Here is a 19092-nt window from a genome sequence, read left to right on the forward strand (position 1 = left end):
AAAGCGGAAGCGAAAAAAATGTGGAAATATTATTTGCGATTGTCGTTGCATAGCCTGCGTAAAACACCTGTCTTGTCGCTACTTATGGTGCTTGCGATTGCAACGGGTATCGCTGCCAATTTGACAATTCTGACCATGCATTCCGTGGTGTCGAGCAATCCTTTGACCCATAAAAATGATCAACTTTTTGCGCTACAGCTCAATTCATGGGACCCCGAACGGGAATATTTTGACCTCAACGCTATTCCGCCGCAATTGACTTATCAGGATGCCAAGGCTCTGTATGATGCAAGCATGGCCAATGAAATTACCATCATGCGTAAGGCGGGTGTGGCTATTCAGCAGCCTGAATCCACCGAGCCACCCACGACCTACCATACACGTATGACCACGCGTGATTTTTTCAGCATGTTTGATGTGCAATTTATTTACGGTGGCTCCTGGAGTAAAAGCGCAGACGACGGTCCCGAACAGGTGGTTGTCATTAGTGAGGGGCTAAACAATAAATTCTTCAAAGGTGAGAATAGTTTGGGCCAAACTATTTTGATGGATGGTGAACTCTTTACGGTGATTGGTGTAGTCAGCGAGAGATGGCAGCTGGTGCCCAATGTTTACGATTTGAATAATCTGCCGTTTGAAGCAGCAGCTGATGCTTACATTCCATTCTTTTTTTCTGCAGCCAAGCCTTATCAAGGCTGGGGCAATTTTCAGAATTGGGCAAATGAGGACATACGAAATCATCAGGATTTTTTACAAAGTGAGACTATCTGGATACAAGCCTGGGTTGGCCTTAATTCGGCAGAAAATCGTCAAGAGTTTACCCGGTTTTTGGAAAATTATATTTCCACCCAAAAAGAACAAGGCCGATTCAAGCGATCACCTGGTTATCAACTCAATACACCGCAAGAATGGTTAAACATTAATAATGTAGTGTCAAAAGACAACAAACAGCTATTAATCATCTCCTTCGTATTTCTGATGATCTGTCTGGTAAATAGCACGGTGTTAATGCTGGCAAAATTTCTGCGCAAAGCACCGGAGGCGGGTATTCGGCGGGCACTCGGCGCGAGTCGTCACTCGATCTTTTTTCAACACTTAACAGAAGCATTTGTTGTGGGCACTGCGGGTGCTTTGCTCGGTTTGCTCATGTCGCTCGGCGGGCTCGCTGCTGTGCGCGCGCTTTATAGCAACTATGAAAATGTTGCTGTCTTTAACGGTGTGACTATCGTCGCCGCCATGTTGCTCGCGTTGGCAGCAACGCTGTTGAGTGGTTTTTTACCTGCCTGGCGAATTAGTCGCGCAGCGCCCGCAAAATATCTCAAAACCCAATAACACCATCAGGATAATGTTATGTTAGACCTCATTCCGATTTTGAAAAGTTTGTGGCGAAATAAAACCGGGCCGCTGCTGATTATTCTTCAGCTTTCGCTCACCATCGCTGTTGTCAGTACGGCATTATTTGTTGTCAGCGAGCGCATAGCAAAAATAGAGCGGCCCAGTGGATTGGCAGAGGAAGAAATATTCAAGTTGTGGATGCGACAAAATGCTTCCGATTCAGATATGGAGAAAATCGTGAAAAGAGATATGGAGATTATTCGCGCAACACCGGGCGTTATTGAGGTTACACCTATATCAAGCCTGCCATTATCAGGGGGCGGATCTTCTTCATCACTCTACAAAGATCCGGACAATAAACTCGCGGATTTTCCCTCTGCAATTTATGAAATGAGCGAGCATGGACTAGCGACACTCGGGTTAAGATTGCTAGAGGGACGAAATTTTAATGCAAACGAAATCAATTTTTTTGCACAAGAGAATACGCCTGCACAGAGCGTCGCGCTTATTACCCAAGATCTTGCCGAGAAGATATTTCCCAGTGAATCCGCTGTAGGCAAAACCGTATTTATGGGGAATCTACAACTGACCATCATCGGTGTTATTGAGCGCTTGATGGGCCCATGGCCTGACTCGGATTTTGCTACCAGCGCAACCATTCTTCCCGAGATTAGTAAAGACAACTCTATCAATTATCTGGTGCGAACCAATCCTGAACAGCGGGATGACATTATGCATTCTCTGGTTGAAAAGTTACGGTCAATCGACAGCACACGCTTGATTGGCGATGAAAAATCGATGGAGCAAATAAAACGCGAGACCTACACCAGCGATTATGCAATGATCAAAATTTTATCGTTCGTTATATTTTTACTGACGTTCGTAAACGCCTTGGGGATTTTTGGCCTGACCACGTTTTGGGTAACCCAGCGTCGCAAACACATTGGTATCCGGCGTGCGCTGGGTTCTACCAAGGCAGGTGTCATGCGCTATTTCATGCTGGAAAATGCCACCTTGGTGCTATGCTCTGCAATTATTGGTAGTGTTATCGCTTATGTGAATAGTAGCTACATGGCACGAACCCAGGGAATGGAATTGCTGCGCATGGAATATGTACTGATAACCATAGTTTTTATATTGTTGGTTACCTTGTTGGCTGCTTATTCGCCGGTTAGAAAAGCCGCGCAGATTTCACCTGTTGAAGCTGTCTCCAATGTTTAAATGTGTGTGGGATGTATGCCAAAAGAATCCGCTCAAAAAATTCTGATTGTTGATGACAATCCCGCTGTTGGAAAAGCACTTCATTTGTTGCTTGACGTGCATGGTATTGCTGCTGAAATTGCGCTGACACCACAAGCAGCGACCAAACGCTTGGAAGAAGATGGCAACATCGCTTTGGTTGTACAGGATATGAATTTTTCTGAGGACACCACCTCGGGGCAGGAGGGTAAAGCGCTGTTTTATAGCCTCAGGCGAATTCGGCCGGATATTCCCATCATTTTGATCACCGCATGGACGCAACTTGAAACCGCTATAGAGTTAGTGAAGAGCGGTGCCGCTGATTATATCGCCAAGCCTTGGGACGATATTAAGTTAGTAACAACCATTAAAAATTTATTGGAACTGGAAGACTTGCAACAGCAGCAGCGATTGCAAGCACAAGCCTTACTGACAGAAAAAACACGCTTGTCAGAAACCGCGAATCTTTGTGGGCTTGTTTACCAAAGTACTGCAATGCATGCATTAGTCAGCCTTGCGGTAAAAATTGCCCGCGCGGATGTACCGGTACTGATCACTGGCCCCAATGGTTCCGGCAAGGAAAAAATTGCGCAAATTATTCAAGCCAATTCGCGCGTAAACACCGGGCCATTTGTGTGTGTCAATGTCGGTGCATTACCGCAAGAGTTAATAGAGGCGGAATTGTTTGGTGCAGAAGCGGGTGCTTATACCGGTATCAGCAAAAAGCGTATCGGTCGTTTTGAGGCAGCAGATGGTGGTACTTTATTTCTTGATGAGTTGGGCAATTTATCTGCATCGGGGCAGGCAAAATTATTGCGGGTTTTACAATCCGGAGAATTTGAGCGGTTGGGTTCCAGCGAAACCCGTCATTGTCATGTGCGGGTTATCAGCGCCACTAACACTAATCTTGAACGCGCGATTAAAAACGGCGAATTTCGCGAAGATTTATTTTATCGCCTGAATGTATTTGAATTAAAAGTGCCGCCGCTAGAGGAGCGCAAAGAGGATATATTGCCGCTCATACACCATTTTCTTCGCGGGCAGGCGCAACTGGATCATTCGGTCTTGCACGCATTGCATTGCTACCCTTGGCCAGGGAACGTTCGTGAATTAGAGAATGCTTGCCAGCGCGCGCTGATATTGAACGAGGGAGGAAAGCTGCAGCTCAGCGATTTTGGTTTGCCCATCAATGAAACCACAATTGACAATTACAAACCCGTGATCGCTGAGCCTTCGCGCGAGGTTATCGAAATGGTGCTAAAACAAAATCAGGGTGTTGTTGCCCAAGCCGCGCGACAATTGGGTTTTTCACGTCAAGCTCTCTACCGGCGATTGGAAAAATATCAGATTGAACACAACCAATAGAAAATTCTCCCTCGAAGGAAAACTCAGCGCAATAGTGGCGCTATCGGTCACTCTTGGCTTGTGTATTCTTGTTCTGTTTTCAATATTCATCGATGAGTTGTTGATAGCATTGATAATTGCTCTGCCTATCTCGTTGGTGATTTCGATCTGGCTTGTGCGTAAATTAGCGCAGGATCACAATATCAAAATTGCAGCCATCCATAACGGCATGCTGAACCTGATGGATAACGACTTCAGCGTAAGCATCGCCAATACAGGGAAGGACGAGTTAAACGAAATCATCGCCATTTTTAATCAGCTATCTGAAAAATTGCGCAATGAGCGCCAGCATGTTTATCAACGCGAATTGCTGTTGGATATGGTGATTCAACATTCCAATATGGGTGTGGTTCTTATTGATCAGGAAGATCGCGTTATTTATTCAAATGGTTTTGCAAAAGATATTCTCAACGCCGGTAAGCCCATTAATGGGCTGTACTTTTCCGATGCTATCAAGCTGACATCTGATTTGCTGAGGGAAATTATCTCCCAGCGCAAAGAGGGTTTATTCAGAGTGAGAGAGAGTTCGGGGGATGAGCTTTATCACATAACGACCGGCCGATTTATTCTCAACGCACGCAAGCATGAGGTGTTGCTGATTAAACGAATGACCTTCGAGCTTCATCGCCAGGAGGCTGTGATATGGAAAAAAGTGATTCGCACTATTACCCATGAACTCAATAATTCATTAGCGCCCATCTCTTCAATGGCACATTCCGGGCAGCTTTTGGTGGAGCAGGAAAAGTACAATCAGTTGAGCGTCGTTTTCGAAACTATCGGTGAACGCGCCCAGCATCTTAAGCACTTCATCGATGGCTATGCGCGAATTGCCAAACTGCCAATGCCTGAAAAGAAAATAGTAGATTGGTCAGAATTTATAAAAAAATTGTCCGTAGCCCTGGAGTTTTCTTTTGACGGAAATATGCCAGCAAGCCCAGGGTATTTTGACCCGGTACAGATCCAGCAAGTGATTACCAATTTACTAAAAAATGCACACGAATCCGGCTCAGCTGCTGATCAAATATGTTTGACTCTGGAGCAAAACACCCAATGCAGTGTGCTAAAAGTGTTGGATAGGGGCACAGGTATGTCTGCCAACATAATGGAAAATGCGTTGTTGCCTTTTTACACCACCAAACAATCCGGCAGCGGAATCGGTTTATCTCTCTGCCGTGAAATAGTAGACGCCCACGGTGGACATATTTCCCTTGAAAACCGCAAAGGTGGTGGGCTTTGCGTGAAGATATTACTGCCGAACGCCCCTGCGACCAGTTAATACCGAAGGCGCGGGCATTTATGGACTATTTGCTAGTGAAGGGAATTACTTCAGTTATTGATGTGTTATCAATATTCAGCTCGGTTATGCCGTGTAATTGAGTTGTTAGAAGGTTGATGATATTGGTGATGCTGGAGTGTGCCCGTAGGTTTGGGGGAGTCGCGTACTAATAATATTATGTGTAAAGAATGGGGCTTTGAATGGAAATAATACTAAAAATTGGAATCGGCTCGATTCGGTTTGGGATAGGCGAGCCTGAAGCATTGGAGATTCTTGGTGCTCCAGATAAAACGTACTTTACTGAAAACGAATGCAAAAGGATTCAGTTCAATAATCATCTGTTAGAGCTATCCTTTGAGCCTGAAAATGAAAATCGGTTAGGGTGGATTGAAATTTATAATCCCAATGCAACTATTTTTGAATACAAAGTTATAGGATTAGAGCAAAAGTTAGTTGTAAATTTGGTTTCTAGCCAAATCACAGAAGTTCCCGAAATTGAAGACTATGGAAAGTTTATTTCTTATTTTTATAGAGAAAATATGTTCGAGCTTCAGTTTGAGTTCGGCATATTAAAGTGCGTAAATATTGGTGTTCCGTACAATACCGAAAATCTACCTGTGTGGCCAAGCACATAACATGCGTACGATTACGCTGCGCTAATCATACCTACATAAATAGATTACTTCAGTAATATGCACCGGGCTGGTTAATCCAACCAGCCCGCGTAGTTTTTTTATTGCAAATATTTAATTCCGTTTCATCGCAGGCAACAACACTGTCACTATCCCGATCAGTGGCAAATAGGCGCACAAATCAAACATATATTCAATCGATGTCGCATCGGCAATTGCGCCTAAGCCTGCTGCGGCAATTCCGCTAATGCCGAACATCAAACCAAAAAACACGCCGGAGATCATGCCGATTTTGGTGGGGACTAATTCTTGTGCGAGTACGACTATTGCCGAGAAGGCGGACGATAAAACCAATCCGATCACGACTGACAGCACAGCCGTCCAGAATAAATTGCAGTAGGGAAATAGCAGTGTAAAAGGCGCAGCGCCGAGGATAGAAATCCAGATTACGGCTTTGCGCCCAACCTTGTCACCAATCGGTCCACCGGCAAAGGTGCCGACGGCTACGGCGGCTAAAAATACAAACAACAATAATTGTGCATCGGCGACGGAGGTGGAAAATTTTTCCATCACATAAAACGTGTAGTAGTTGGTGAACGCTGCCATGTAGATGTATTTGGAAAATACCAAAATCGCGAGCACCGTTAATGCTCCGGCGATTTGCTCTCGCGATAGATGTGCGAAGTGTGGATTTTTTTTAGTGCTCTTGAGCGATGCGCGTGAGCGAATGGTCCAGCGGCTTACATTAAACAAAACTGTAAAACCCAGAATCGCAAATAGTGTAAACCAGCCAATTGCACCTTGACCTTGCGGCAAAATAATTGCGGCCGCGAGCAGCGGGCCAAATGCAGAACCGGCGTTGCCGCCCACTTGGAAAAACGATTGTGCAAAACCAAAGCGCCCGCCCGATGCCATGCGTGCAACGCGCGAAGCCTCCGGGTGAAAGGTGGATGAACCCAAACCAATCATGGCTGATGCAATCAACAGCCAGGTGAAATTACTGGCCAGCGCCAACATCACCAAACCGCACAGAGTGAACAGCATTCCGGTGGGCAGCAAATAGGGTTTTGGGTGTTTGTCGGTGTAGAGCCCAATGCCCGGTTGCAGCAGCGATGCGGTCATTTGGAAGGCGAGGGTGATCATGCCGATCTGGGTAAAACTCAGGGCGTAATCGCTTTTCAGCAGCGGGTAGATCGAGGGCAAAATCGCCTGGATCAAATCATTCAACAAATGCACAAAACTCACTGCACCTATAACCGGCAACACGGTTTTAGTGGGGTCAAATTCGACTGGCGTGAGGGGCTGTGTAGAAGGCTGTACAGGAATGGATTCCATTTGACTCATGTTGGTTGCTATCTCCGCGAATACTGGCTTGGGCATATTGGCCTTTGGCAGTATAAAGTGCTGTGAAAAGCAGAAATGACATAAACTATCGAATAAGTGACAAGCTGTTGTGATCCAATGATCGTCCAGTTAACCCGAGGGTAATCCATGACAAATACGGTTATGCCGCGCAGCCCGGAAGCCTTGCAATATGTGCCGCGCCCCATCGTCGCTTGGGGCGGCCACTATGCCAATGGCGATGAAATTCCGCCGCACACCCATCCGCGCGCGCAACTTTTGTATGCCGTTGAAGGTGTGATGCGCGTGATTACGCCCAACAGTGTGTGGACAATTCCCTCGCACCGCGCACTTTGGGTGCCGCCAAATGTGGAGCATCACTCGTTCATGATGAGCGACCTGGAAATGCGCACACTCTATGTGAGTGCCGATGTTCCTTTATCGCTCGGCAAAGAATGCCGCGCAATTTCTGTGTCGGGATTGTTGCGTGAATTAATTTTAGGTTTGCTGCAAGAACCTGCGGAATATCCTATTCCCGGGCGCGGCGAACATTTAACCGCGCTGATTTTGATGGAGATTGAGCGCGCGGCAACGCAAGCGGTTGAAATCCCCTGGCCACAAGACCGGCGCTTACAGCGTGTTTGCCAATTGGTGATGGATGAACCCGGCATCAAACGCACGATTGAAGAATTGGCCGATAGTGCAGGCGCGAGCGCGCGCACATTAATTCGTTTATTCCCTAAAGAGACAGGTTTGAAATATCACCAGTGGGCTCAGCAAGTGCAGTTGGCAGAAGCGCTCTGCCGCTTGGGGCGCGGTGAAGGCATTGCCCGCATCGCCAGTGAATTGGGTTACGCGAGCCCCAGTGCATTTTCCGCCATGTTCAAACGCAATTTTGGGGTAACGCCTAACCATTATTTTTCCAAACACGTGCAGCCTTAACGAACAATATCATTAAACATTCAGCGCGCTTGAAAAACCTCTGCAGGAACTTCGGCGAGCGCTTCAAACGCGGGGCGTGCAAAATAATAGCCCTGGAATAATTCAATGCCCATATCGCGCAGAACCGAAAATTCCTCGTAGGTTTCTATTCCTTCTGCAACAACGGTCATATTCAGTTCGCTGCACACTTGGGTAATGCCGCGGACGATAATTTGGCTTGAACGGCGTTTATCGATATCGCGCAGCAATGCCATATCCAATTTCATAATATCGGTCTGGATCTCTGCAAGCAGGTTTAACCCGGCATAGCCCGCACCGAAATCATCGATAGCAGTTTTAAAACCGCGTTGGCGATAGTGATCAACAATATTGCGCAGATGCGCAAGGTCATCGACCTTTTCACTTTCGGTAATTTCAAAAATAATTTGTTCAATGGGGAAATGGTATTTTTCTGCAGCGGCAAGTGTTGCACGAATACACAATTCAGGCCGATAAACCGCATTGGGCATAAAATTAATACTGAGCAACGATTGCATACCCAATTCAGCCGCTAATTTGATCGCCTTGGTGCGGCAGGCCTGATCAAACCGGTAGCGGTTTTCATCATTCACGTGCGCAAACACAGCACCAGCGCCTTCGTTGTTTAAACCCCGCACCAGCGCCTCATGGGCATAAATCTCGCGCGTGCTGCTGTTAATGATGGGCTGAAATGCCATCGTAAAATCAAAGTCCAGGCCTTCGCCATTAGTACATTCTTCACAGCCCATTGGGCGACAGGATGATTCAGGTTTCATAATGTAATGATATTTAGCTCAATAGTGTTGCATGATTGTTGGCGCTACTGTTCGTGCTCGGCTACTGTTCAGTGCTCGTTGGCATTTACGGCGCACAGGCTTTAAAAGGAATACTGCCTGTGGAACCTATACCGCAGTATTTATGGAATTGGGGGCACGAAAAACGCAACTCGCAAAGGTGCTATTTGAAAGACCCTGTTTGAAAGTCTAGTCATAGTTTTGCGTATTGGCCAATTAGTGGGGCTAATTCATTGAGGGACGGGCATTGCAATCGGCAGGTTGAAGCCGTGGAAGTAAAAGATTGTAAAGTCAGATTATGCTTTCCGCTTTACAGGGGCTCCTGTCCATTTTTTAAAAGCGCGCCGTAAATTGGCGACATCATAAAAGTGCAGCTTGTGGGCGATTTGTTCTGTTGACCAGCCCCCTTGTTCTAACCACATGAGCGTTAGATCTCTGCGCACCTGATCATACTGCGCTTGAAAATGGCTGTTATGTTTTTTCAGTTTGCGCTTAAAACTGGCGCTGCTCATGCCGAAATCTGCTGCGCTTTGGTCGAGGTTGGGTGCGCGGTGAATATTATTGTGCAGATAATCGTAAGTCTCTGCTAAAAATCCTTGCGCCGAATCAAGCTTAGCCAGTTGTTTTTCCGCTAATTGTTCTGCGCGGGTAAACACATCCGCTGAAACTTTTTGCCAAGGTGTATGCAAATATTCCCGTGCAATTGACATGGCATTGACCGGTGCATTGAAGTGAATCTGGCCGGGTAAGTGCACCTGGTATTGTTCTATATGTTCGGGTTTATCGCAGCAAAAATAAAATTGCCACGGCAGAGGTTGCGCCGATTTCCAACGCGAGAGCGCGCTGAGTGAGGTCGCCATCATTTCAAGCAAGAAATGTTCACTGCTCGCTGCACCGCAGCTATCTTGCCAGTACATCATTACCCGGTCTTGCTGATAATCCAAACGCGCTTTTAACAGTGGGCTGATCAAGGTGTTGTAGCGAATAACAATATCCAATGCCTCTTGCAGGTTGCGTGCATGGGTGAGTGCAATCTGTGCAGGTGTGGGATTATCCAACAGCAAGCGGCTGCCAATTAAAAACGACAGATCGCGATGCAGATTATATTTTTGGATATTGGCAATTAATTGAAAGCACTGCTGTGGTGACAGCAGAATATTTTTTTGTGCAATATCATCGCGAAAAATTCCGGTGCCGCGCAGTAGCTTGTGTTCTTCGATACCGCGATTTAACGCCAGCTCTATTAATGTGAGTGGCCAGCCCTGTGCGGAAACCAGCGGCGTATCAATTTCAATATAGGCTTGTGGTTTGTAGGCTGCGTGTGCATCTGCTGTAGCCATAATGGTAATCCTGTTATCAGGCCACATATGGCAACGTAATTGATGGTTCTTTTGCGCGTTTTTCTTTCTGGTGGAGCAGGGCAACCGTTGCGCGCTCGATCAGTGAACAGGCTGTATCCGCCACGGGCTGGTCGTTATTGGTCAGTGCAATACCAATACTCACCGAGTGAAACAGGCTTTCGTCGTGATTAAACGGTTTGTAAGCAAAATGCTGCACGGCATTGGCAATTTCGGCTGCGATTTTCTCTGCTATTGAGCGGCCAGTGTTAGGCAGAACCAAGGCAAACCGGTCACCAGCGTAGCGGCACAGTAAATCGTTGCGGCGAATATTCAGCAATATCAATTCACTCAGGCACTGCAACAAATGATCGCCTTGCTGATGCCCGTAGTGGCGATTGGTGTGGCTGAAATGATCGACATCAATCAATAACAGTGCGAGCGATGTTTCGGTTGCCCGTTGTTCTGCCAATGAGTGATTGAGCTGTTCCCGTAAATAGCGGGCTCCGCTTAAGGTGGTCGTGAAATCCAGACCGCGATGCTCGCGAAATAAACGCTCGCGTTTACGCAGTTGTTCTGCCAGCAGCAATTGTTCTTTGTGCCAGTGGAAAATGCCCCAGGTTAATAAAATTAATCCGACCGGCATAAAACCGGACTCCAACCAGTGATCCCATAATGCGTTATCGGGGAAGTGAATAAATTCATCCAACCAATCCTGAAATCCTGCAATAAAGATTGCCCCTAAACCCACACTCAATAATTGAGTGACGCGCCCGGTTGGTCTGCTGTGCAAAATTAATAGCAACCAGACCAATGCCAGAAATGCCAATCCACCTTCACCCACAATGTCCAGCCAATTCCATTGGTCGTAGGGTTTTATATCGCCACTGATCAAGCTGCCAACCAAGGCAATATTGGCAGCGAGTGCGAGGCAGAGCAGTTTCCATTTATGCAATCTGAGCATTTTGGTTATCCGGTTTAGCAACATGACGGGACACCCTTAACAAATGGATGTGACATTTTTATTTCAGCAGCAACCTATTTTTGCTTTTCCATGAAAGAGGCAAATCAGCTCAGGCTATTTAGCGATAGCGGCAAAAGAGGTAACAGAAGTGTCACAGAGCATCCCTAGTTTGGTGGCAACTGAAACCACTAACCGTGCTTGGGGAATGATTGTGAAAAAGTCTGCAAACAAAATCGCCGTGAAAAAAACGATGTTGGCAATCGCTATTGCGGGTATGGCTGCGCATGCAGTAGCCGATGGCCGTATTGAAGGCCAAATCAAAACCACTGAAAAAGGGATTGCATTACAAGGTGCAAAAATTCGTATTCAGGAATTGAATCGCGAAGTGGTGAGCCAACGCGATGGCCGTTTTGTTTTTTTGGATGTTAAGGCAGGTAACTACACTCTGGTAACCAGCTATATTGGTGCCGACAATATAGAGCGAAAAATTGTTGTACAAGACCAGAAAACCACACGTGAAAATTTCAATCTGATTGGCGTATCCGGTTTGGTTGAGAATGTGATTGTGATCGGCCAAGCCGCAGGCATTAATAAATCGCTCAATAAGCAGCGCAGTGCAGACAATATTATTACTGCTGTGTCAGCAGATTCGATTGGCCAATTTCCGGATACCAACGTATCGGAATCCTTGCAGCGTTTGCCGGGCTTATCCATTGAGCGCGATCAAGGTGAAGGCCGTTATGTGCGTGTGCGCGGCATGAGCCCGGATTTTAATGCGGTGACAATTAATGGTGTTGGTGTTCCCGGCCCGGATGCAGATCGCCGCGCAGTTGCGCTTGATGTCATTCCTTCTGATCTTCTGGAAAATTTGACCGTCACCAAAAGTGTAACGCCGGATATGGATGCCAATTCATTGGGCGGCAGTATTGATGTACAAAGCCTTTCGGCATTTGATCGCGATGGATTTTTTTATCAATTCACAGCAGAAGGCAGCTTTGATGAAAACACAGAGCAGACCAGCCCGAAATTGGCTGCAACCGCCAGCAACCAATTCAGTATTGGCAATGGCGAAAATAATCTTGGTGTGGCCTTGGGTGTGAGTTCATTCAAGCGCGAGTTTGGTTCCGATAACGTGGAGACCGGAGGCAGCTGGGATTTTGAAGACGGTGAAGCGCGCCTGGAAGAGTTGGAGCAACGCGATTACCGCATTACCCGTGAGCGCTCGGGCGTAACCTTAAACCTGGATTACAAAGCGAGTGACAGCACCGATCTTTACTGGCGCAACCTGTACAGTGAATACACTGATTCCGAAATTCGTCTGGCCAACGTTATCGAATTTGAAGATGCGGTTGCCGAGGGTGAAACCGGTAGTGCAGAAGTACAGCGCGAATTAAAAGACCGTGTAGAAACGCAAAAAATTCTGTCTACCTCGCTGGGCGGACAAACCCGTTTGGATAAATGGACGGTGGATTATCGCGCGGCATACAGTAAATCCAGCGAAGACGAGCCACAAAATATCGCCGGTGCAGTTTTTAAAATTGATGACGATGTGATTGCTGATGAAGTATTTGATCTATCGCTATCGGGCACGAAAAAAATTCACCTCACTGCGCCCGCCGAATATTACCAAAGTGCCAGCTATAAATTGGATGAAGTTGAATTGGGGGCGACCAACACCAATGACGAAAGCACCAGTGTGAATGTGGACTTCACCCGTGAATTGGAGTGGGGTAATAACCCTGCGCAAATTAAATTTGGTGCAAAACACACTGAGCGTGAAAAAGATAATGATGTTGATATCTGGGCATCGGAAGATTTTATTGGCGAGACTTCCCTCAGCAACTTTGCCGGTAGCGATGTTGATTACACGCTTGGCCAATTCGGTTCACAGATTAATGCCAAATCGGTAAAAGCGGCGCTGGGCGAAATAGAAGATGACGAAGTGGAAAGCAATATTGGCGATTATGCAGTAACGGAAGATACCAGTGCGGCTTACATCATGGGGCGCGTGGATATTAACGATTGGCGCATACTCACCGGTGTGCGTTATGAAAATACCGATTTTACCGCGCAAGGTTTTTCTTATAACAGTGAAGACGATGAAATCAGCAGTCAGTCATTTAGCAATTCCGATGATTATTTTTTACCGGCGTTGCACATCCGCTACAGTATTGACGATAAAACCCAAATTCGCGCGGCATGGACTAACTCGGTCGTGCGCCCTGGTTTTGCGCAATTATCTCCCGGCCGTTTAATTGAAGAAGATGATGGCGATATTGAAGCCGAATTTGGTAACCCGTATTTGAAATCGCTGGAGTCCAGCAATATTGATGTGGGTATTGAACATTATCCCGGCGTAGCCAGTGTGCTATCTGCCTTTGTGTTTTACAAAGACATTGATAATTTTGCCTATCAAACCGATTTGGGCGGCACAGCGGGTTATGAAGAATTTGATAAAGCCTTTACGTTTGTGAACGGGAATTCTGCCGAGTTATTGGGTATTGAATTGGCCGCATCCAAACAATTTACCCAATTACCTGCACCTTGGGACGGCTTGTTGATTGGCGGTAATGCGACCTTCGTTGACTCTACTGCAGAAATTGGTGGTTATGACGATGGCGAATTTATCGCGCGCGATATTCCGCTGCCAAGCCAATCCGATACTTCTGCGAATTTTATGATTGGTTATGAATCTGAAAAAATCAGTATGCGTTTATCAGCCAATTATAAATCCAACTATTTGCTGGAAGTGTTGGAGCCTATGGAGGCGGATTATGACGCTTATGTGGACGACCAAATGCAATTGGATTTTTCGTTGCGTTATTACCTGACCGATTCCATTAAGTTGCATTTTGAAGCGCTTAATCTGACCGATGAAATTTATTATTCCTATGTGAAATCACCAGGGTACAACGCGCAATACGAAAGTTACGGAGCGACTTACAAGCTCGGTATTACGTTTATGCAATTTTAATCCTGAATTAAGTATTGCTTTGTAGCATGGATGCTTCTGTTGGGCCTTAATGGTTAAGGCTGTATTTCATAAAAAGGTTTTGATTATGATCCACTTGCGTACGTTGTTAACTGCCTGTGTGCTGGGCGCTGGTGCAACAGTAATGGCTATTACTGCATCGGCAAATACACTTAATAATATGCCAGCGTCATTCGCGCCGGTTTTGCATGCGCCGTTGAATGTGCTTTATCAGCAACAACCAACCTATTTGAGTGTGGGCAACACTATTGATTGGCGCGATGCCCAAGGGAAATCCGTTGCCCAATTAAAGCAGCCTGCGGAATTTCTTGACTGGCGTTACCCGGTTAGTGTCGAGTCAAACGGAAAAAAACAGGATGTACTGGTTGCCGCCACCGTTTTTTTACCTGAGCAACAACCGGGCTTGGTTGTGCTCGATCCTGTTACCGGTGAATTACGCGAGCTTCTGCGTGTGCCGACACCGCAATTTAAAATTGAAAATATTTGTTTGAGCCGCGCAGTTGGCCAGCATTTGTCATTGTATTTATTGGATGAGCGCGGCACAGCAGAGCATTGGTTAGTAGTAGATGCTGCAGGTAATGCCAATGCCAGATTACTGCGCCGTGTGCCGGTAGCGCCCAACAGTAAAGCCTGTGCAGTGGATGATGAACAGGATCTATTATTTATTGCTGAAGAGGGTGTTGGTATTTGGGCGCTCGGTGCATCGGAAGAATCGCAACCTGATCGTAAAATTGTGGATATGCAAAAACCTTTCGGGAAATTATCGGGTGGCGTAGAAGCGCTTGCTGTTTTGCCGCAAGGGTTGGTGGCTGTTATCGCAGAAGAAAAACAATTGGCTGTGTATTCCACTACCAAGGCCGCGTTTGTACAGAAGCAGCTAATCGAATTACCGGAAACCGATGAACCGGAAGTGCTAAAAGCGGTTTATCGTACAGACAAAAAATCCGTATCCATTATTGTTGGTGATGAAAAAACCGGTAACCATCACGTTGATTTGCCTTGGCAAGCCACAGTGTCGCCGTCGCTTGTCTATCCCGTTGTGTCGGTGATGCCGGATGCGCAAACCGAACCCATGTTGCGCTTTGGCGATGCGGCGGACGACCCGGCTATTTGGATCAATAAAAAACATCCGCACAAAAGCCGTGTTATTGGCACGAACAAACAGCAAGGATTATTTGTATACGATTTACAAGGCAAGGAAGTCCAGCATTTCAATACGGGCAAATTAAATAACGTGGATGTGCGTTATGGCGTTGCTGTTGGCAACCAACGTGTTGATATCGCGGTGGCAACCAATCGCGATGACAACAGTTTGGCGATTTACACCATTGACCCGCGCTCGGGAAAGCTCACCTTTTCCGGTAGTGTAAAAACCGATTTGGAAGAAATTTACGGTTTTTGCTTGTATCAATCACCTACGCAAAAAACCTATGCCATTCCTAATGGCAAGAGTGGTGAATTCCAACAAATTGAATTAACCGCCGTTGCTGCGGGTAAAAATAAAATCGAGTGGAATGGAAATGTTGTGCGCCGTTTTTATGTTAAAAGCCAACCCGAAGGTTGCGTGGCAGATGATAAAAACCAGCGTTTGTTTATTGGTGAAGAGGATGTTGCACTCTGGACGCTCGGCGCTGAGCCTACCGCTGGCAATTCACCGGAATTAGTATTGGCTGCGGGCGATATTCTGGTGCCGGATGTAGAAGGTGTTGGTGTTTATCACGGCAAGCAACACGCGTATGTGGTGGTATCCAGCCAGGGCAATAATACCTTTGTGGTGATGGATGCATTGCCTCCATTCAAGGTGCGTGGTCGCGTGCGTATCGATATGGATGCGGATAAAAATATCGATGGCGTATCAGAAACCGATGGGCTCGAAGTGAGTTCTGCGAACTTTGGGAAATCGTTTAGTGAAGGGCTGTTGGTAGTGCAAGACGGTCACAAGGTCATGCCGGAAGCACCGCAGAATTTCAAATATGTGGATTGGAAAAAAATTCGCGAAGCATTGCAGTTGGATTAATTTCCCCCAGCCCCTCTTTTTCAAAGAGGGGGGCAAGCTCTTCACTTTGAAGCGGGCGCGTAGCCAAGGGAGGCTGGGAGGGTATCAATTTCCTCCCTTTCTAAAAGGGAGGTCAGGAGGGATTCATCCGTTTTGTGCCGGTAAATACCACTCCGGCTTCAACGCATAACCTTTTTCCACATCGCCGCGGAAGCCTAATTTTTCGTACACCCTGTGGGCTTCTACTCGCTGCATTCCTGACAGCAACATCACTTTGTAACAATTTTTTTGCCATGCCAGATCAATTGCAAAACGCAGCATGCGTGTACCAAAACCTTTGCCGCGGCAGTGGCTGTTAGTGATCACATGTTCGATCATTGCAAAAGGGCGGGCACCGTTGGTCAGTGTGGGAATAAGCCCCAACATGCAACTGGCAATAAGCTGTTGGTTTTCCTCTACCACTATGAGAGAGATGTTGGGGTTACTGAGTAACTCGTGCAGTGCATTGTCTGCTTGCGCCACCGATAGTTCCGGATCATGCGGGCGTAGCTCGCGGTAGAGTGCAAGCAAACCCGCGAGGTCTTCGCGGGTTGCCAAGCGAATCATATCCATTACTGACCTTTTACTGAGCTTTTACTGAGCTTTTACTGGCCTTTGCGCGATTCGCGAATATAAAAACGCGCGTCTTTTGCCTGGTTATAGCAGTTATCGAAATTTTCTACGGTTTGCATGGTGCGCGCAGAGGTGATCAAACCAAAGGCTTTGGTGTAACTGATAGTGCCGCTAAACCCTTCTGCTTTTGCAATGGATAATTCACTCCACGCCGCTTCAAGTTCTTTATCACACGCGCTGCGATATTGGGTTTTGGCTGCGCAGGCTGAAAGCAAGAAGCTGGTGATCAATAGCGTGCCGGTCAATACACGTTTGGTGTTGGACATTGCTGACTCTCCGTTAAATGAACCTTGTCGATAAGGTGTTTTACCTGACTATTTTGATAAGGTTCCCGCTTAAGAGTTCGCATTCTCGCTTGTGTGATGGTTAATGCCAAGCCTTGGATTTGCTATTCATAAAATGCACTGTCCACAACGCTAATTGCGTGAGCAAGTACGTGTTCAAACGGTGCGCTCACATCAATGATGGCCACATCACTTTCCTGAGTGGGATCTTCCAGGCTATCAAACTGGCTGTTCACCAAACTGGGTGACATGAAATGGCCTGCGCGATTATTAACGCGTGTTTGTATGGTGTTTTTGTCGCTGTGCAGGAATAAAAATAATGTTTTCAATCCCGCTTTGCGCAGCTCATTGCGGTGCGCTTGTTTTAATCCCGAAAAGGCCAGTGTGGAATGCTGTTGGGTGCGCGCCGCCTCGCGGAAATAGTCACGCATGCGGATCACCCACGGCAGGCGCATGTCATCGGTGAGCGGTTTGCCGCTCGCCATGTGGTCGCGCGCTTCCTGACTGTGAAAGTCATCCCCATCCCGATACTGGTAGCCATAGTGTTCTGCCAAGGCCTTGGCGAGCGTTGTTTTTCCGCTACCAGAAACTCCCATCAGAATGATTAGGTGGGTATTGGCATTGGGGTTGGATAAAAGCAGTGGGTGAGGCATTGGCGATAAATTCCGGAGGTTTGGTGCTATGTGGACTGATAATATCATGATAGCGCAATCATTTTGGCTGTGCTATGGTGGCGACAAAATAATGGCAGATGCAGATATTGCCCATGAAAATAGCGAAAAAAGACAGCGTAAATAAGAAAATTACCCTGACCGATGTGGCTGACCTTGCCGGTGTTAGTGCTATCACTGTATCGCGCGTGATTAACCAGCCAGAGAAAGTGTCTGAGGCGCTTCGTGCCCAGGTGCAAAAAGCGATCGACGCTTTGGGGTACATACCCAATCAACACGCCAGCTCGTTGGCATCGTCCCGCTCGCGGGTCATTGGCGTGGCGATCCCTTCGTTGAGCAACATTGTATTTACCGATGTGTTGCGCGGTATTTATGAGGTTATGGGGAATACCGGCTACAAGGTGCTGTTGGTCGATACCCATTATTCGCCGTTAGAAGAAGAGCGGATGATCCGCACCTTGCTTAGCCAATCGCCGGAGGGGTTGATCATTACCGGTGGTGACCAGACCAAAGCCTGTCAGCAATTCCTGCAAAAAGCGCGCATCCCTATCGTACAGATTATGGAATTACTGCCCGATGCAATCGATATGAATGTCGGTTTTTCACATTCGCAAGCGGGCTATGACGTAGCAACGCATTTGTTGGCGCAGGGATATGAACGCATCGGGTTTATCGGTGCGCGTATGGACCCGCGCGTACAGCAGCGGATGCAAGGTTACAAGTTGGCGCTTGAGCAGGCGGGCAAATATGAAAAACATTACATCGCCACAACGCCTGAGCCTTCATCGATTTGTGCGGGCGGTGAATTATTTAAAAGTGTTATGGCATTAACCAATGGAACGCTGGATGCGATTTTTTGCGCGAATGACGATTTGGCATTAGGCGCTTTATTTGAAGCCCAGCGCATGAATATCAACGTACCGAAAGATCTGGCTATTTGCGGTTTTAACGATACAGAAGCCGCCGCTTATGTGAATCCATCCCTGACCAGTGTGTCTGTTGGTCGTTATGAGATGGGAGTCAAAGCAGCTGAGATGATCATCCGGGTGTTGGATGAGCAAACCATCGAGTCAAAACAAGTGGATATGGGATACACCATCCGCGAGCGCGCATCCACCCAGCGATTGGCGTAATGTTTTGCGCGGCGATCACAACATAAAACGTTTATAAAAAACACCACAACTACACACCTGAC

16 protein-coding genes are annotated in these 19092 nt (G+C 46.9%); 9 read left to right on the forward strand and 7 right to left on the reverse strand.

Annotation, left to right across the window (positions count from 1 at the left end):
- Nucleotides 1-18: 18 nt before the first annotated feature.
- From VC28_RS18845 to VC28_RS18865, 5 genes are all read left to right on the forward strand, one after another.
- Nucleotides 19-1332: an ABC transporter permease gene (locus tag VC28_RS18845; protein WP_197085569.1), complete on the forward strand. Its 1314-nt coding sequence runs from the start codon at nt 19-21 to the stop codon at nt 1330-1332.
- An 18-nt stretch (nt 1333-1350) separates the two neighbouring features.
- Nucleotides 1351-2556: an ABC transporter permease gene (locus tag VC28_RS18850; RefSeq protein ID WP_049631998.1), complete on the forward strand. Its 1206-nt coding sequence runs from the start codon at nt 1351-1353 to the stop codon at nt 2554-2556.
- 15 nt (nt 2557-2571) lie between these two features.
- Nucleotides 2572-3939, forward strand: coding sequence for a sigma-54-dependent transcriptional regulator (locus tag VC28_RS18855; RefSeq protein ID WP_049631999.1), 1368 nt, complete (start codon nt 2572-2574; stop codon nt 3937-3939).
- Nucleotides 3923-5254, forward strand: coding sequence for a sensor histidine kinase (locus VC28_RS18860; RefSeq protein WP_156184370.1), 1332 nt, complete (start codon nt 3923-3925; stop codon nt 5252-5254). Before VC28_RS18855 ends, VC28_RS18860 begins: the two co-directional genes overlap by 17 nt.
- A gap of 200 nt (nt 5255-5454) precedes the next feature.
- Nucleotides 5455-5889 (forward strand): hypothetical protein, encoded by a 435-nt coding sequence (locus VC28_RS18865; RefSeq protein WP_049632001.1) that lies wholly within the window; start codon nt 5455-5457, stop codon nt 5887-5889.
- Nucleotides 5890-6000: 111 nt separating this feature from the next.
- Here VC28_RS18865 and VC28_RS18870 read toward each other — a convergent pair whose 3' ends face one another.
- On the reverse strand, nt 6001-7230 hold the full coding sequence (locus VC28_RS18870; protein WP_049632002.1) for an MFS transporter: 1230 nt from the start codon (nt 7228-7230) through the stop codon (nt 6001-6003).
- A gap of 147 nt (nt 7231-7377) precedes the next feature.
- Here VC28_RS18870 and VC28_RS18875 point away from each other — a divergent pair, with 147 nt between their 5' ends.
- Nucleotides 7378-8169, forward strand: coding sequence for an AraC family transcriptional regulator (locus VC28_RS18875; protein ID WP_049632003.1), 792 nt, complete (start codon nt 7378-7380; stop codon nt 8167-8169).
- A 20-nt stretch (nt 8170-8189) separates the two neighbouring features.
- Here VC28_RS18875 and VC28_RS18880 read toward each other — a convergent pair whose 3' ends face one another.
- The 3 genes from VC28_RS18880 to VC28_RS18890 form a co-directional block, all read right to left on the reverse strand.
- Nucleotides 8190-8963 carry an EAL domain-containing protein gene (locus tag VC28_RS18880; protein ID WP_049632004.1) on the reverse strand — a complete coding sequence of 258 codons (774 nt, stop codon included), beginning with the start codon at nt 8961-8963 and terminating at the stop codon, nt 8190-8192.
- 314 nt (nt 8964-9277) lie between these two features.
- Nucleotides 9278-10321, reverse strand: a complete 1044-nt coding sequence (locus VC28_RS18885) for an AraC family transcriptional regulator (protein WP_197085570.1) — start codon at nt 10319-10321, stop codon at nt 9278-9280.
- Between the two features lie 16 nt (nt 10322-10337).
- Nucleotides 10338-11282 (reverse strand): GGDEF domain-containing protein, encoded by a 945-nt coding sequence (locus VC28_RS18890; RefSeq protein WP_049632005.1) that lies wholly within the window; start codon nt 11280-11282, stop codon nt 10338-10340.
- A gap of 148 nt (nt 11283-11430) precedes the next feature.
- On the opposite strand from VC28_RS18890, the gene VC28_RS18895 reads away from it, so the two are divergent.
- Both VC28_RS18895 and VC28_RS18900 read left to right on the forward strand, forming a co-directional pair.
- On the forward strand, nt 11431-14256 hold the full coding sequence (locus VC28_RS18895) for a TonB-dependent receptor (RefSeq protein WP_231591856.1): 2826 nt from the start codon (nt 11431-11433) through the stop codon (nt 14254-14256).
- An 85-nt stretch (nt 14257-14341) separates the two neighbouring features.
- Nucleotides 14342-16291: a phytase gene (locus tag VC28_RS18900; RefSeq protein WP_231591857.1), complete on the forward strand. Its 1950-nt coding sequence runs from the start codon at nt 14342-14344 to the stop codon at nt 16289-16291.
- 123 nt (nt 16292-16414) lie between these two features.
- On the opposite strand, the gene VC28_RS18905 is transcribed toward VC28_RS18900, so the two are convergent.
- The 3 genes from VC28_RS18905 to VC28_RS18915 form a co-directional block, all read right to left on the reverse strand.
- Nucleotides 16415-16882, reverse strand: a complete 468-nt coding sequence (locus VC28_RS18905) for a GNAT family N-acetyltransferase (protein ID WP_049632006.1) — start codon at nt 16880-16882, stop codon at nt 16415-16417.
- A gap of 32 nt (nt 16883-16914) precedes the next feature.
- Nucleotides 16915-17208, reverse strand: coding sequence for a hypothetical protein (locus tag VC28_RS18910; protein ID WP_049632007.1), 294 nt, complete (start codon nt 17206-17208; stop codon nt 16915-16917).
- Between the two features lie 122 nt (nt 17209-17330).
- A complete protein-coding gene (locus VC28_RS18915) occupies nt 17331-17879 on the reverse strand; it encodes a gluconokinase (protein ID WP_082191628.1) in 549 nt (182 codons plus the stop codon).
- Between the two features lie 113 nt (nt 17880-17992).
- Between VC28_RS18915 and VC28_RS18920 the strand changes: the two genes are divergently transcribed.
- Nucleotides 17993-19030 carry an HTH-type transcriptional regulator GntR gene (locus tag VC28_RS18920; protein WP_049632008.1) on the forward strand — a complete coding sequence of 346 codons (1038 nt, stop codon included), beginning with the start codon at nt 17993-17995 and terminating at the stop codon, nt 19028-19030.
- The last annotated feature ends 62 nt before the right edge of the window (nt 19031-19092 follow it).

Origin of the sequence: Cellvibrio sp. pealriver (assembly GCF_001183545.1) — a bacterium.
In the GTDB taxonomy this organism is placed as follows: Bacteria; Pseudomonadota; Gammaproteobacteria; order Pseudomonadales; family Cellvibrionaceae; genus Cellvibrio.

Excerpts from the sequence above, each read along its gene's own strand:
- VC28_RS18855 (WP_049631999.1), top strand. The coding sequence starts at position 2,572 with ATGCCAAAAGAATCCGCTCAAAAAATTCTGATTGTTGATGACAATCCC.
- VC28_RS18900 (WP_231591857.1), top strand. The coding sequence starts at position 14,342 with ATGATCCACTTGCGTACGTTGTTAACTGCCTGTGTGCTGGGCGCTGGT.
- VC28_RS18875 (WP_049632003.1), top strand. The coding sequence starts at position 7,378 with ATGACAAATACGGTTATGCCGCGCAGCCCGGAAGCCTTGCAATATGTG.
- VC28_RS18915 (WP_082191628.1), bottom strand. The coding sequence starts at position 17,879 with ATGCCTCACCCACTGCTTTTATCCAACCCCAATGCCAATACCCACCTA.
- VC28_RS18870 (WP_049632002.1), bottom strand. The coding sequence starts at position 7,230 with ATGAGTCAAATGGAATCCATTCCTGTACAGCCTTCTACACAGCCCCTC.
- VC28_RS18920 (WP_049632008.1), top strand. The coding sequence starts at position 17,993 with ATGAAAATAGCGAAAAAAGACAGCGTAAATAAGAAAATTACCCTGACC.
- VC28_RS18885 (WP_197085570.1), bottom strand. The coding sequence starts at position 10,321 with ATGGCTACAGCAGATGCACACGCAGCCTACAAACCACAAGCCTATATT.
- VC28_RS18890 (WP_049632005.1), bottom strand. The coding sequence starts at position 11,282 with ATGCTCAGATTGCATAAATGGAAACTGCTCTGCCTCGCACTCGCTGCC.
- VC28_RS18865 (WP_049632001.1), top strand. The coding sequence starts at position 5,455 with ATGGAAATAATACTAAAAATTGGAATCGGCTCGATTCGGTTTGGGATA.
- VC28_RS18845 (WP_197085569.1), top strand. The coding sequence starts at position 19 with ATGTGGAAATATTATTTGCGATTGTCGTTGCATAGCCTGCGTAAAACA.
- VC28_RS18850 (WP_049631998.1), top strand. The coding sequence starts at position 1,351 with ATGTTAGACCTCATTCCGATTTTGAAAAGTTTGTGGCGAAATAAAACC.
- VC28_RS18880 (WP_049632004.1), bottom strand. The coding sequence starts at position 8,963 with ATGAAACCTGAATCATCCTGTCGCCCAATGGGCTGTGAAGAATGTACT.
- VC28_RS18905 (WP_049632006.1), bottom strand. The coding sequence starts at position 16,882 with ATGGATATGATTCGCTTGGCAACCCGCGAAGACCTCGCGGGTTTGCTT.
- VC28_RS18910 (WP_049632007.1), bottom strand. The coding sequence starts at position 17,208 with ATGTCCAACACCAAACGTGTATTGACCGGCACGCTATTGATCACCAGC.